Genomic DNA, 14,958 nt, shown 5'->3' on the forward strand with positions numbered 1-14,958 from the left:
TTATAGCGGGCTCATGGCCCGCTATTTCATAAACCTACCTGCCTGCCAACAGAATCTCTTTCAGCTTCATTACCCCCTCCGAAGCTCCTGTCTGGATATGCTGTATGTCGTTACGATATGTATTCACATCTTTCGGATCAACCAGGAAGATAGGCTGACCTTTGCGCACGTAGTTCAATAAGCCTGCAGCCGGATATACGTTTAAAGATGTACCGATAACGACCACTATATCCGAAGCCTCAACCTCCCGGATAGCCGGTTCGATCATCGGGACAGCTTCACCAAACCAAACAACAAAAGGACGTAGCTGGCGGCCATTCTTATCTTTATCTCCCACGTGCAAATCGGGATTGTCCGGCGAAATATCATAAGTAGTGCCCATGTCGCCCACCGGACACGATTTCATCAGCTCGCCATGCAGATGAATTACAGAAGAGCTTCCGGCACGCTCGTGCAGGTTGTCTATATTCTGGGTGATGATGCACACATCAAAATCCTTTTCCAGTTCAGCCAGGCCGATATGTCCTGCATTCGGTTTGGTATTCAGTAGTTCCCTGCGCCGCTGGTTATAGAAATCGAGGACTAAGCCCGGATTTGCCGCAAATCCTTCGGGAGTTGCGACGTCTTCCACACGATATTTTTCCCATAGCCCGTCCGAATCGCGAAAGGTAGAGATTCCACTTTCGGCACTCATACCGGCGCCTGTCAATACAACTAACTTCTTTTTCATATCCTGATTATTTTGACTACCAACAAATATAGGCATAAGTTTTGGGCGAAACCAAAGAGATTTGTATTAACTTTATTCCCTCAACACACTATACGGTTATGAAAAAGAACATATTCTCCCTGTCACTGCTTGTCTTTATACTAGTTCAATTGCACGTACACAGTCAAAACGCATCTCTCGTGAATCCGTTTATCGGAACAGCCCGGAGCCACGCCCTTTCGCTGTGGGGAAACTACGGAGGAACTTACCCCGGAGCCGTTGCCCCCTGGGGACGCGTGCAACTTACGCCTGAGACCAGCATCCGTCCCTCGGAAAGAGGATATTATTATAGTGACGACAAAATACGTTCCTTCTCGTGCGTAACCCATCGGAGCGGTTACCCGAACGGTTCGGCCGGAAGGGTCCATCTCTTATTCATACCGGATCATATTTCGGAACTATCCCAGGAATACGACGGACATGCTTTCTGCCATACACAAGAACAAGCCACACCGGGATATTACAGCGTACATTTCCAAACCGGAGATCAGGTAGAAACTACAGCTATGGAACGCACCGGAATGTTCCGCTACCACTCGGACAAAGAACAGACAACACTGGTTATCTGTAATGCAGGAAACTTATCTGTCGGTAATCAAAACACGATAAATGCGGATTTCTTTCATACCGTATTCCGGTTCAACCATCCCTGGAAAGAATGTACATTGCGTAACGACACAGCCTACCTGTATTTCGATAAAGCGCAGACAAAAGACGGGCTACAGATAAAACTCGGCACCTCCATCCGTAACTTTGAAGGCAGTCTCAAAAACATGGATGCCGAAATACCCGGCTGGGATTTTGAAGCCGTACGGCAGTCTGCCTACAACCTGTGGGATGAAGAACTAAGCTGCGTCCGGATCGAATCGGATGACAAGGATAACAAAGAAAAGTTTTACACAGCACTTTATCATTCCTTCCTGATGCCCTGGATCGTCTCGGATGTACAAACACAAACAGGCAACACATACGCTGAGTTCTCAGCCTGGGACACATTCCGCTCCCTGCATCCCCTCCTCTCCTTGTTGAAACCGGACCGTCAGAAAGACATGATACGGTCTGCCATGAACGAATACCGTGCCAAAGGCTTTCTTCCAAAAGGCCCCATGACCGGCATGCACATGATACCGGTTCTTGTAGATGCCTACGTAAAAGAGGCGGTAGACGAAAATGCGGAAGAATTATACCAGGCCATGCTATCCTGCTACGGCGAAAGAGATCTACAGAACTCTCTGAGCGAATACCTGCAGAAGGGCTATATCGGAGCTTCCAAAGAAAAATCGGTCAGTATCACAGCAGAATTTGCCTACGACGACTGGGCTTTAGGCCACTTTGCCCGATTAACAGGACGGAAAGCAGATGCGGAGAAGCTGATACGCCGTTCGTTTAATTACCGGAATCTGTTTGACGGGCAAACATTGTTCATGTTGCCAAAGGATGAAAACGGTTTTGTCCGTAATTCCGGAGAACTGGGATATCAGGAAAGCAACCGGTGGACAGCCTCCTGTTTCGTCCCGCATAATATACAAGATTTAATCAACTTATCCGGCGGCACCAATGATTTTGTAAACCATTTACAGAAAGGGTATAGCGAAGGTAAAATCATACACGATAACGAACCCGTTTTCCATTATCCATACCTCCTCTGCTGGGCGGGCAGGCCGGATATTACGCACCGGATAGTAAACAGAATCCTTAATGAAGATTACTCCTCGCGTCCGGGCGGCATTCCGGGAAATGACGACTTAGGGTCTACCTCCAGCTGGTTCGTATTCAGCGCCCTCGGACTATTTCCTGCCTGTCCGGGGACTGGCGAATATATACTGACACCTCCGTTATTCGACCACATAGAAATCCGTCTGCACAATGGCAAGACCCTCACAATCGACACCGAAGACGAGCCACAACAAGCTGCAACCTCCTACCCTACCATACTATTCAATGGAAAAATGCACAATAGTATGTACATCGATCACCATGCTATTGCAAACGGAGGAAGGTTTGCATTTGACTACGGCAGCCCTATAACCGATTTTTCTTCTTACAAAAGGCCATTCTCCGAAACAAAGGAGAAGCCGGATTTTAAGATAACGGCCACTATTCCGGTTCAAAGTACAATGTCTCCCAACCAGTCCAATCATATTGTCTTCCACGTCACCAACAAAGGCGTTCAAGGTTCCTTCGCAGCCTGTTTGTATGATGACACAGCACAGATAGCCACCAAGCGGGTAATGGTACAACAAGGGCATACCCTCGCAGATACACTCTCATTCACACTCTATAAAGAAGGAAAACACAAGATTAACCTGGGAGACTACACCTATACCATAGTGGTAAAGGATTCGGCAGAGCGTACACAACCTTTTATCTGCACCCGGATCATTGGCTCTCCCTTGCTACCCGTAAACGAGAAGGTGAGCTGGCAAATAGTTTGCAAGAACATATCCGGCAAACCGCATAAAAGAGAAGTTCCTGTCTTAGTAAACGGAAAGGCAGTTGCCACCCTAAAAGTTTCCCTGGCACCGGGAGAGCAACAGACAATAAGCATGCCATATACCGCCTGCCGCGAAGGCTTTCTGGACGTAAATGTCTTAGGTTGCCATAAACGGGTAAAAGCCTATTCACAAAATACGTCAGCCTGTTTGCTGCATCTCGATTACAACCACAAAGACGACCTGTTTGTATATGACCAGTCCGGCTTTGGCAACCATGGTGAATTGCACGGTAGCCTTCAGTGGGGCAAACAAGGCGGACAAGGAACCATACAAACCGGAGAACAAGCCTATGTCGTATTCCCACTCTCCGAGAGCCTGCAATCTGTCTACAATAATCAACTGACAATAGCCACTTGGATCTATCCGCAAGAGCCACCCAGGGGTGATGCCGATTTCTTTACAAAAGGAGATTACAGCCTGTTCAAGATGGAGGGTGCCCGCCGGCTGGCATTCTTCGCCGGAGGCTGGGGACGGGGCGAGTGCCAGGTCAATGTACCGGAAGACTGGTACACCCGTTGGCATCATATCGCAGGAGTATGTACCGGTTCCAGCATTAAACTATACATAGACGGGCAATTGATACAGGAAATACAGGTCGAGGGAGAGCTGGCGGAGACAGAATTACCTTGGAATCTGGGACGTAATGCCGAGATGCCTTACAGTCGCTTCTCCCACATGAAATTCGGTTCAAGCCGGATATACGGAGCTGCTCTGTCGGATGAAGAGGTAGCCGGCCTATACGAGGCAGGCTATAATGTGTTTGTGGGATCAAGAAACGCAGATAACGCAGACGGGTACAGATGAACGCAGATATATTTTTTAAGAGAGACATCTTTTCGCTATATTTGCAACCTATATCATAACAGCGTATAAGACAGAAATAAATGGAAAATCGTCCGCAAAGACTACCGGCACCCTTGCTATCCATCGTCCCGATCATTGTACTGATTGTCCTCCTTTTCTTTACAATCCGTACATTCGGAAGTGATGCATTAAATGGCGGCAGCCAGATTGTATTACTCACAACAACGGCGATATGTTCCCTCCTGGCTATCGTAGTCTGCAAAACGAAATGGAAAGACATCGAACAAGCTATCTGCAATAACATATTAGGTGTGTCGGTTGCACTCATTATCCTGCTATTGATAGGGGCTTTATCGGGCAGCTGGATGATAAGCGGGGTTGTACCCACACTGATTTATTACGGAATGCAGATACTGCATCCCAGTTTCTTTCTGGCATCTTGTTGCATTATCTGTTCTATCGTATCGGTTATGACAGGCAGTTCGTGGACAACTATCGCAACCATTGGTATTGCACTGATGGGCATTGGGGAAGCACAAGGTTTTTCTACCGGATGGATTGCCGGGGCTATCATATCGGGAGCTTATTTCGGTGACAAGATCTCCCCCCTTTCCGACACGACAGTTCTGGCTTCATCCGTAACGCACACCCCGTTATTCACGCACATTCGTTATATGATGTTCACAACGGTACCCTCCATGCTGATTACCTTAACCATCTTTACAATTGCGGGATTTACACAGGATAACGCAGGCAACGAACAAATAGCCGCCTTCTCGGAATCACTAAAAAGCACCTTCAACATTTCACTCTGGCTGCTCATTGTACCTGTAATAACCGGTATTCTGATTGCCCGCAAAGTACCGTCGTTAATTACTTTATTCGTATCATCGGCATTGGCTGGTGTATTCGCTCTTTTTTTTCAGCCCCATCTGCTACAAGAGATTTCAGGGCTTCCGGCAGAAGGAGTACAAGCTTCTTTCAAAGGTTTATTCATGACATTTTACGGAAGCACCCAGATAGAGACACACAACGAGGCACTGAACAACCTGGTAGCTACCCGGGGAATGGCAGGTATGATGAACACGATCTGGCTTATTATCTGTGCCATGTGTTTCGGCGGTGCCATGACAGCCAGCGGAATGCTGGAAAGTATAACTTCCGTATTCCTGCGCTTTATGAAACGCAGGGTGGGCATGGTAGCTTCTACCGTGATGTCCGGTTTATTTCTGAATATATGTACGGCAGACCAATACATATCCATTATCCTGACAGGTAATATGTTTAAAGATATATACAAACGAAAAGGCTATGAAAGCCGTCTGCTTAGCCGCACGACAGAAGACTCGGTAACGGTCACTTCCGTACTGATTCCCTGGAACACATGCGGCATGACGCAAGCTACCATTCTGGGAGTGGCCACGCTTACCTACCTGCCTTACTGTTTTTTCAACCTGATCAGTCCGTTGATGAGTATAACCGTTGCCGCCATAGGCTTCAAAATAAAACAAGTACGCAACCATGAAGAAGATAAAAATCACACTGCTGACTAAAGTCATTATTGCCATAGCCGCCGGCGTATTGTTCGGACAATTCCTGCCGTCGGGTATAGCACGAATCTTTGTCACCTTTAATTCTCTGTTCGGGAACTTCCTTTCCTTCTCCATTCCGCTCATTATTGTGGGGCTGGTAACACCGGCTATCGGAGAACTGGGCAAAGGAGCCGGCAAACTTCTGGCAATAACAGCATTGATAGCTTACGGATCAACCATCTTTTCCGGTTTCTTCACCTATTTCAGCGGTTCGGCAATCTTCCCCCACATCCTGCCTGCCAATACGGAACTGACCGCTATGGAAAACCCTGAGAGCTTCATGCTCAAACCTTATTTCGCAGTAGCCATGCCTCCGTTAATGGACGTAATGACAGCCTTATTGCTTTCGTTCACCGTAGGGCTTGGAATCTCCAACATAAAAGGAACCACCCTACGGGATACGTTCGTTGACTTCAAAGAAGTTATCACGATGCTGATAGAGGCTGTCATTATCCCTTTGCTGCCTTTGCATATCTTCGGCATTTTCCTGAATATGACGGTAAGCGGACAGGTAATGAGCGTAATTGCAATGTTCCTGAAAGTAATTGTCGTAATCTTCGTACTGCATGTGCTTTTACTGCTGATCCAATTTACAATAGCCGGCAGCGTCAGCCGTAAAAACCCGCTACGTTTATTAAAGAATATGCTGCTTGCATATGCTACAGCTTTGGGTACACAGTCTTCGGCGGCAACAATCCCTGTTACATTAGCCCAGGTTGTTAAAAACGGGGTACGCGAAAACATCGCCATCTTTGTAGTTCCTTTATGTGCCACGATCCATCTGGCCGGCAGTACAATGAAGATAACGGCATGTGCCATGGCTATCATGATTATGGCAGGAGAGCCTGTTACTTTTGCCCAGTTCGGCGGCTTCATCATGATGTTAGGTATCACAATGGTAGCAGCGCCGGGAGTTCCCGGCGGAGCCATCATGGCTGCACTGGGATTACTTCAAAGCATGTTAGGATTTAATGAGACATTGCAGGCACTAATGATAGCGCTATATATAGCAATGGATAGCTTTGGTACGGCATGCAACGTTACGGGCGACGGTTCCATAGCCGTCATCATAGATAAAATTGCAGGTAAACAAGCTCAATAGATAATCCGTACCAGCTCTTGCAAAGATTCCACCCCGCGCTCACGCATCATTGTATTGGCTATATGGGCACATGCATAAGCATCGGCCATAGCATGATGGTGATAGGTAAGATCATATCCGCAATGGGCGGCTACGGTTTGCAGTTGATGATTGCAAAGGTATGGATATAGTTTCCGCGATAAACGGCACGTGCAGTAAAAGTCATAGTGCGGATAAGCCAGACCATAAACCTGATGAACAGCTTTCAGGCAACCTTCATCGAAAGGACTGTTATGCGCCACTAAAGGTATATCCTGAATCCTAGGAGCAATCCTGGCCCATACTTCTTCAAAGTCAGGAGCATCATTCGTATCCTCAGCAGTAATGCCATGAATAGCTGTTGTCCAAGGGGAATAATAATTAGGGACAGGACGTATCAAGGTATAAATACTATCTACAACCGTATCGCCTTCTACAAAGGCAATACCTACACTGCACACACTGCTTCTCTTGCCGTTGGCAGTTTCAAAGTCTATAGCAGCAAAACGTTCCATCTCATTTTAGTTTGATGCAAAGGTATGAAATAATTCACAGTCTCCTTTCGCTTGCCTCACTCCGTACGATATTCGCTAATCTCCCTAGGTAGGGAGAAAGTATCACCCTAAGTAGGGAGAAGTTATCCCCCTAGGTAGGGAGAAAGATGCTCCCTACCTAGGGGTGAGCAGGGATAGCGAACGCAACGAGGGGCGATGCGTTACCGCTTGGCTTTGTCGTGTAGCAGGCGCATGAAGTAGCCTCCCACTACGGAGCGCGCCTGGAAGCCGCGCTGGGAGCCGTTGCTCGTAAAGTGCCAGTCGCTCAGCGGAACGCGTGAAGTTGTTTCGTTAGCATACAACCATATCGGTTCCACAAGAGCGGTAAAGTCGGCCGGCGTATCGGTCAAGCAAGCACTCCACATAATCCAGTCGGACTTGGTATAATCTGCCCGGTTATCCAGCGGCAAGCCATACTTGTTCTGGTGAGTCTTATAGTAAGCCATCTCGGTAGCAGCCACTTCGGCCGGGAAGATATTGAAGCCCAGCAAGCGATCCCATATCATATTATATTTCTGGCTCCAGGTTCCGGGCTTGTCGAAAGTAAGGCGGTAGTGGTCGCCATCGGCAGCCATTGCAACCCATTTCGCAGCCATTTCACGGGCAGCTTCGGTATAGCGGGCAGCTACATCGTCTTTACCCTGCATGGCAGCCAATTTTCCGTAACTGGCAATACCCATGATCGCCTTGATCGAAAGATTGGTGTTGTGAGCAAAGTGCCCGGCAAAGTCGTCGGTACAAAGCTGATTAGCAGGATCGAGCCCCTCTTTCAGCAGATAGTCGGTCCATACAGTCAGCACATCCCAATGTTTGGCCGCATAATCGGCATTTCCTTCCATCTGGGCGATAGCTGCCATAAGGATAAGCATATTGCCGCTTTCTTCCACCGGCATGTCTCCACCATAGGTCTGGCCGTTAGCCAAGGGATAGGTACCCACATCATGGGCAGCGAACGGCTTCGTCCATTTTCCGCTTTCGCTGTAATAAAGGATAGGATTCATCATGCCCTTTAACAGTTCCGGGTTATAAAGCAGGAACATAGGGGCGGACGGATAGGTAATATCCACCGTACCGATCGAACCGTTACTGAAGTTTTCTTTAGAGAAAAACAAAAGATTACCCTCTTCGTCCTGCACCAGTTTATGAGCGGCAATGACCTGGCGGTATGCAAGGGCACAAAGCTCGGCGTATTTCTGTCCGCCGGCAGCAGCGGCATCCTGCATCATCTTTCCGTCGAATTCGTTGCAGCGCTTCATTACGTCTGCATAGTTCTTAGCACCATCAGCAAAGGCTTTGAAAATGTCCACCTGTCCGTCATGTTTCCAGTAGGCCATGCGGTTATCTCCGAAGTATTGGATAGAGTATATATCGTCATAACCTATCATGACATGCCCACTGGCTGTATTGGATGAGACTTTGCCCAAGTTATCGGCATACGCAAGCACAGTCATTTGTTTTTGCATATCGGGAGATACATCCTCTGTCCTGCCTGAAAGTTTGCCGTTTGCCATGAATGCACCTTTAGAGGCATAATACTCATCAATAGACATGGTTACACGCGGAGACTGTTCGGCTGCCAGATAGAGATACCCCCAGTCGATACGCACATCGTCGCCCGATTTGCCAAGAAGAGGCTGTTCTTCGGTTCCGGTCTTCAGGAAAGTCATGCCATCCTTTTCTATCCTCTCGAAAGAAACGGGCTGATCCAGGCTGTTCGTTGCCAATTGCGGGGTAGCTTCCAGATATACCTGAACATCATGTTCCTGTCCATCCAAAGAACGAACCTGATACGTAATGTAGTTAAATGGAGAAGTCATCAAGTCCAGGTCATCCATTAAGAATGGAGCTGTGAAGATAACATCCAGCTGCACACCTCCGCATTCAAAAGTATAGAATGTCTGGGTAGGCATTACACAAACAGAAGTCTGTTTTGCACGTTCATCAAACGTATTGTCACGTTTCTCTTTTTTCACAATACCCAGATCCACATACGAACCACCACCGTTGTTATGGCAATGGGCAGCAATCACATTGCCGGTAGGCTTCAGGGCCTTCACTACTTCGGCCGGGATCTCTTTCAGCAGATTATAGTCCAGGCCATTGCCGGTAACGGCAACCAAAGTACCATTTACATAGACCTCAATATTGTCGTCGTGAGAGTATTGCAGATATAATGATTCTCCGCTTACATCTCCGGGAAGATCAAATGTGCGGCGTACCCAAATGTCGTCTGTAGTCCAGGGGGTAGACAGGTCAGGATTCCCTTCGGAACCGAATCCGGCTTTACCTGTTTTCCAGCCTTTGGCCTCATAAGCCACAGCCATCCAATCACCTGCGGGCTGCTTTTCAGTATAAAGACCTTCCCATACACCACCGGCAGCAGTCGGTATAACAGGGCTTACCGGGAAATCTTCCATTCCCATAAAACGATAAGATTTACCATCTACACGAATGCCTCCTAAAAGAGGGAAATTTTTACCTGTCCAGTGGCGGGTATTCTCCTCATTCAGGTTGTCGGAGAAAGACCATACGCTTGTGTATGGATCAATTGTAACCAAAGGTACAGCCGGAGCGCGGAGAGCATTCTCCGCGGCCGGCGTATAAGTTTCGGTTACTTCAGGCGCAGTACACGCACTGAGTAGAATAGCGCTAACGGCTAAAGAATAGATTTTACTTTTCATTAAAAACACGTATTAAGTTAGATTTGAGAACGCGCAAAGATAATATAAATTACCGGATGCGGCTAGCATTTGCAATATAGCCTACATCCGGTAAAACTATGAAATAGCAACTTATTTACTAAAATCTCTTGGTGCCGGAACAGGAGCCAACGGTTTACGGTTTTGCAACTGCAACATTATTTCCTCAATAGCCCGATCAAGTTGCTGATCTTCACCGTTCCATTCCTTTACAGGATCATTATCGATCAGGATATCAGGATCGACACCATGGTTTTCGATAATCCACTGACCCGTTTTAGGATCATAGCTAGTAAAGAACGGCACACGGATATCAGTTCCGTCCATATAAGGCAATGACCTGCTAATACCAACAATACCTCCCCATGTGCGCGTGCCTATCAGCTTTCCTAATCCAAGAGCCCGGAAACCCCACGGGAACAAGTCTCCATCCGAAGCCGAATATTTATTTATAAGACAAACTTTCGGACCTACCTGTACTGCATCCGGAACAGTTCCGATATGTGTTGATCCACGACGCATCGTTAAACGATACGGTTCGCGCGACAAACGCTCCAAAATCATCGGAGAGACATTACCGCCCCCATTAGCACGGTCATCGATAATCAATCCTTCTTTATCTAATTGAGGATAGAAATAACGGGCAAACTCATTCAGACCTTCCGGCCCCATATCAGGAATGTATATATAACCGATTTTTCCATTCGAAGCCTGATCTACTTTTTTGATATTATTCTGTACCCAATCATAATGATAAAGCGAATATTCTTCTTCCAACGGACTGATCACAATTTTGCGCGCACCATCTAATTGTGGTTTTGTATTGAGCGACAACTCTGTCGGCACATTTGCCTTACCTATTAATAAAGAATACATATCTTTTACCGTATTAGTGGGCACACCATCAATCGCTACAATAAATTCGCCTGCTTTCGCTTCAATACCCGGTTCGGTTAGCGGAGAACGTAATTTACTGCTCCAGGAAGCTCCCGGCAATATCTTCTCAAGGCGGAAAAAGCCACTCTTGTCACGCGACACCTCAGCTCCCAGCAATCCCATCGGAACGCGTTCCGGACGATCGGTATCACCCGGGTTCACATAAGAGTGACCACAATTTAGCTCGCCTATCATCTCTCCGATAATATAGTTCAGATCCAGACGTGTCTTGGCATAAGGTACTAACACTGCATATTTATCTTTTATAGCTTTCCAATCCACCCCGTGCATATTTGCAAGATAGAAGCCATCACGATATGCCCGCCATGCCTCATCAAATATCTGTGCCCATTCTTTCGGATAATCCACATTAACCTTCATATTGGAAAGATCTACAGCTTTACTTAAATCCGCTTTTCCCGAAGGAATATCCGTCACATAAAGACTATTATTTTTAAAGAGAAGAGCCTTCTTGCTGCCCGGCGTTACAGACATAACAGCACCATCTGCCACCACTTCTTCTTTTTGGTTCTCAAGATCGAAGACTTTTGTTCCTCCTTTGGTATAATAATAAACTTTCTTTCCGTCAGAATAAAAATTACCATAATAAGAACCATCCGTCGGTATTCGTACAATACGGTCTCCAATACCCTCAATATCTATCTTGACAGCCGCAGAAGCCGATTCTTTCTTTGCGCCTGTTTTATCTCCCTTCACTGAAGAATCATTATTGCCGTTAACCGTTACTTTCGCATCTTTCTCCATAAAAGGAGAAGACAGGTCTTTTGAAAGTAAAGCCAGATAAATCCCCTCGGTATTATTATATACATGGTTCCATTCTTTTGAACCGTAAGTCGGATTAAAATCACGTTCGGATGCAAATACCAGATATTTCCCATCCGTACTGAACACAGGAGAAGAAGATGAATACCATTTATCAGTTACGGCATATTCCTTTTTGTTGGCCAAATCGTAAACGTAAACGATATCAAATTCATTATCCGCCATACGAGTATAAGTCAGCCAATTGTTATCCGGTGAAAAAGTATATTCATCTATTTCACTCATCGGATCCTGCAATAAAGTCTCAACTTGTTTAGTAGCCACATCCAACAGGTTCAGGCGATTTTTACGGTCGGAATAAACAATTTTTTTTGAATCGGGACTCCATTCGAATGAACGGATATATGTATCATTATTCCTTGTAAGTTGTACCGGATCGCCACCTTCGGCATTTTGCAAATAAAGTTCGGTCTCACCCGTTACATCAGAAATATAAACTATATATCTACCGTCGGGCGACCATTGTGCATCACGGTCATGGGCTCCCGGCGTACGGGTTATATTCTTCGTCACTCCCTTATTCGCAGGAAGGTTGAATACTTCTCCACGTGCGGTAACAACTACACGCTCTCCATCAGGAGAAAGACTGGCTGCTGTTATAAAATTCGCTCCATTCTTAATGCTCTGACGGGCATAAATATTATCAGAAGAAAGAGAAATATTTATTTTTTCAGGACGGCGGCTGTCGGCATCCATCTTATAAATGTAACCTCCATTTTCAAAAACGATGGTATTTCCGAACGCACTGGGGAACTTCACATCATAATCCGTAAAATCCGTCACTTTAGATATTTTCTTTGTTTTCGTATTATAAGCAAAAATATTCATCGTACGATCGCGGTCGGACAAGAAGAAAATGACATCGCCTATCCACATCGGAAATATATCCTGCGCCGGATTATCGGTAATATTCACTACCGTTTTTTGCTGAGGATCGTAAACCCAGATATCATCCGCCATACCTCCCTTATAATATTTCCAGGTACGGAATTCACGCATCACCCGGTTATATGCCAACTGTTTGCCATCAGGAGAGTAACTGCAAAAACCGCCTTCCGGCAATGGAATTACTTCAGACAAACCTCCATCTTTATCAACCGTATAAAGTTTACCTGCAAAACCATCACTTATACGGTTACGGTACACTATTTGCTGTCCGTCCGGCGTCCAGCCCATTACAATATTGTTCGGGCCCATACGATCCCCTAAGTCATCACGTTGATTCGTGGCGGTATATGTCACACGAAGCGGTTCACCGCCACTGGCAGACATCGTGTAAACTTCCGTATTTCCATCATATTGTCCGGTAAAAGCAATTGTTTTGCCATCCGGTGAAAAACGGGGAAACATTTCGTACCCCACATGCGAAGTCAGGCGTTGTGCTTCACCACCCGTTGCAGGCACTTTGTATAAGTCGCCGGCATACGAAAAAACAATTTCATTGCCGTTTGTAGCCGGGAAACGCAAAAGCCGCGCTTCATCAGCAGCCATAATTAAAGAAGGAAGCCCAGCTAAAAAGCAAAGGGTGAGAAGAATTTTTTTATCCATAATCGAATCATTTAGTATAAAAACAAAGATAAAGAATTATTTATTCCATCCTTCATATCCCCCTTTCAAATTATAAAGAGTATATCCTTTATTTATCAGCTGATAAGCAGCCTGTTTACTACGAATACCTGTTTTACAATAAACTGCAACAGGCCTGGATTTATCAAGTAAAGAATCTGCTTTCTGATGAAATCCGTCTACCCATACATCTATATTGACAGCTTCACCAATATGACCTGCAGCATATTCTTCCAGATGGCGCACATCGACAAGTTGAATAGAAGAATCCTTCTGTAATAGTTCATTAAATGTTTCAGGGTCATAAGTCTGGAAGGTTGGAACCTCAGGGAAAATCTCGGCTAAACGGTCATATAAATTCTCTGCGCGTGCATCTCCATCAATAGCAATTATTTTCCCGTCCTTTCCTATTAAATAAACAGAAGGCCAATAATTTACCTTATATAATTGTTGTATAGCCTGTCCGCAATCACGATCAGCTACCTGAGGCCAATTAATCGGATAAGTTTTCATAAAATCTTCAATCTCTTCACTCGTGTTATCGGCAATTCCGACAATTTCCAATCCTTTTTCTTTATAATTATGGTAAATAAGAGGCAACCAATCTTTTATCTCTTCACGACAAGGGGAACAACTGGCAGACCAAAAATCCAGCAAAACATATTTACCCTTAAAATCGTCAGGAAAGTTAATCTTCTTTCCTTCTATCGTAGTAGCCGTAAAAGCATAGGGTCTGAAATCTTTCTGCAAAGCTGCTTGATTTTCTGCGTCCGGGTATTCCACAAGCTTGATAAATTTACCATCAACACCTACGCTATCTATAGTATAATAAGTATCTGCTAATTTTACAAACTGTTTCACCTTGCACTTCAATGTAGTCAGGGAATCAGAAAAACAGATTTCTGCAGAAAGATTACTGTAATCACCACAATTGGAATAAACAGAACAGGTATATTCCTTATTTTTTACCTTAAAGTCTGCTTTTGCCACATCAACAAATTTAAGGAACATCATTTGTGAAGTTGGCAGCGGAATTACATAAGTTGTATCAGTTACCACTATCCCATTACAATAACGATCAAAAGTGACCTCGGTAACGGCTTTCGGATCATTCAGGAATTGCGGTTTCTCATTTACAAAATCACAATCTCCATTTGAATCAATCATAAAACATGTATCACCATTAGCAGCCACCCCCGTAATCATAGGTATAAAAGCACGGACAGGATTTACACTATAAGCGGCAGTATCCATTCCCCATGCTTTAAAATAATACATACAATCTTCTTCTGAGATTTTCCCTTCGCGGAAAGACTGATATAGTGCCTGAGGAAAATCCGGGATGTTGTAATAACATTTAATTCCTTTCCAATCTGCCGGTAAATTTTTCAATTCCGGATATATGGCACTGACCGGTCTGCCGTCTTTCTGGCTCATGGCTCCGGACATATGGTGGAAATCTGAAATATCAATACTTTTTGACAATGATAATTCTATTGTTTCCGGTTTAGGAGTGCAAGAAATAAGCATCAATAATATTCCGCACGTAATAAGCTGCTTCATTACAGTAAAATTTAATA

General features: G+C 45.3%; 8 protein-coding genes. 3 read left to right on the forward strand and 5 right to left on the reverse strand.

Annotated elements, in window-relative coordinates; genetic code table 11:
• Positions 1-34 precede the first annotated feature (34 nt).
• Complete coding sequence (locus CTY47_RS09920; RefSeq protein ID WP_099464594.1) at positions 35-730, reverse strand: SIR2 family NAD-dependent protein deacylase; 696 nt, start codon at positions 728-730, stop codon at positions 35-37.
• 98 nt (positions 731-828) lie between these two features.
• Between CTY47_RS09920 and CTY47_RS09925 the strand changes: the two genes are divergently transcribed.
• From CTY47_RS09925 to CTY47_RS09935, 3 genes are all read left to right on the forward strand, one after another.
• Positions 829-4,068: a GH92 family glycosyl hydrolase gene (locus CTY47_RS09925; protein WP_099464595.1), complete on the forward strand. Its 3,240-nt coding sequence runs from the start codon at positions 829-831 to the stop codon at positions 4,066-4,068.
• An 80-nt stretch (positions 4,069-4,148) separates the two neighbouring features.
• Complete coding sequence (gene nhaC, locus CTY47_RS09930; protein WP_099464596.1) at positions 4,149-5,621, forward strand: Na+/H+ antiporter NhaC; 1,473 nt, start codon at positions 4,149-4,151, stop codon at positions 5,619-5,621.
• Positions 5,590-6,762 (forward strand): dicarboxylate/amino acid:cation symporter, encoded by a 1,173-nt coding sequence (locus CTY47_RS09935; protein WP_099464597.1) that lies wholly within the window; start codon positions 5,590-5,592, stop codon positions 6,760-6,762. The genes nhaC and CTY47_RS09935 overlap by 32 nt, the downstream gene beginning before the upstream one ends.
• On the opposite strand, the gene CTY47_RS09940 is transcribed toward CTY47_RS09935, so the two are convergent.
• The 4 genes from CTY47_RS09940 to CTY47_RS09955 all read right to left on the reverse strand — a co-directional run bounded on the left by CTY47_RS09940 (position 6,756) and on the right by CTY47_RS09955 (position 14,941).
• A complete protein-coding gene (locus tag CTY47_RS09940) occupies positions 6,756-7,295 on the reverse strand; it encodes a 3'-5' exonuclease (protein WP_099464598.1) in 540 nt (179 codons plus the stop codon). The two genes, CTY47_RS09935 and CTY47_RS09940, sit on opposite strands and share 7 nt — an antisense overlap.
• A gap of 200 nt (positions 7,296-7,495) precedes the next feature.
• Positions 7,496-10,015, reverse strand: a complete 2,520-nt coding sequence (locus tag CTY47_RS09945; protein WP_099464599.1) for a glutaminase domain-containing protein — start codon at positions 10,013-10,015, stop codon at positions 7,496-7,498.
• Between the two features lie 111 nt (positions 10,016-10,126).
• A complete protein-coding gene (locus CTY47_RS09950) occupies positions 10,127-13,360 on the reverse strand; it encodes a S41 family peptidase (protein ID WP_099464600.1) in 3,234 nt (1,077 codons plus the stop codon).
• 36 nt (positions 13,361-13,396) lie between these two features.
• On the reverse strand, positions 13,397-14,941 hold the full coding sequence (locus CTY47_RS09955; RefSeq protein WP_099464601.1) for a rhodanese-like domain-containing protein: 1,545 nt from the start codon (positions 14,939-14,941) through the stop codon (positions 13,397-13,399).
• Between the last annotated feature and the right edge of the window lie 17 nt (positions 14,942-14,958).

The organism is Parabacteroides provencensis (genome assembly GCF_900232875.1).
GTDB classification, from domain to species: domain Bacteria; phylum Bacteroidota; class Bacteroidia; order Bacteroidales; family Tannerellaceae; genus Parabacteroides; species Parabacteroides chinchillae.

Bases quoted from the DNA above. Each gene is read 5' to 3' on its own strand.
- CTY47_RS09940 (WP_099464598.1), bottom strand. From the start codon at position 7,295: ATGGAACGTTTTGCTGCTATAGACTTTGAAACTGCCAACGGCAAGAGA.
- CTY47_RS09925 (WP_099464595.1), top strand. From the start codon at position 829: ATGAAAAAGAACATATTCTCCCTGTCACTGCTTGTCTTTATACTAGTT.
- CTY47_RS09935 (WP_099464597.1), top strand. From the start codon at position 5,590: ATGAAGAAGATAAAAATCACACTGCTGACTAAAGTCATTATTGCCATA.
- CTY47_RS09955 (WP_099464601.1), bottom strand. From the start codon at position 14,941: ATGAAGCAGCTTATTACGTGCGGAATATTATTGATGCTTATTTCTTGC.
- CTY47_RS09920 (WP_099464594.1), bottom strand. From the start codon at position 730: ATGAAAAAGAAGTTAGTTGTATTGACAGGCGCCGGTATGAGTGCCGAA.
- nhaC (WP_099464596.1), top strand. From the start codon at position 4,149: ATGGAAAATCGTCCGCAAAGACTACCGGCACCCTTGCTATCCATCGTC.
- CTY47_RS09950 (WP_099464600.1), bottom strand. From the start codon at position 13,360: ATGGATAAAAAAATTCTTCTCACCCTTTGCTTTTTAGCTGGGCTTCCT.
- CTY47_RS09945 (WP_099464599.1), bottom strand. From the start codon at position 10,015: ATGAAAAGTAAAATCTATTCTTTAGCCGTTAGCGCTATTCTACTCAGT.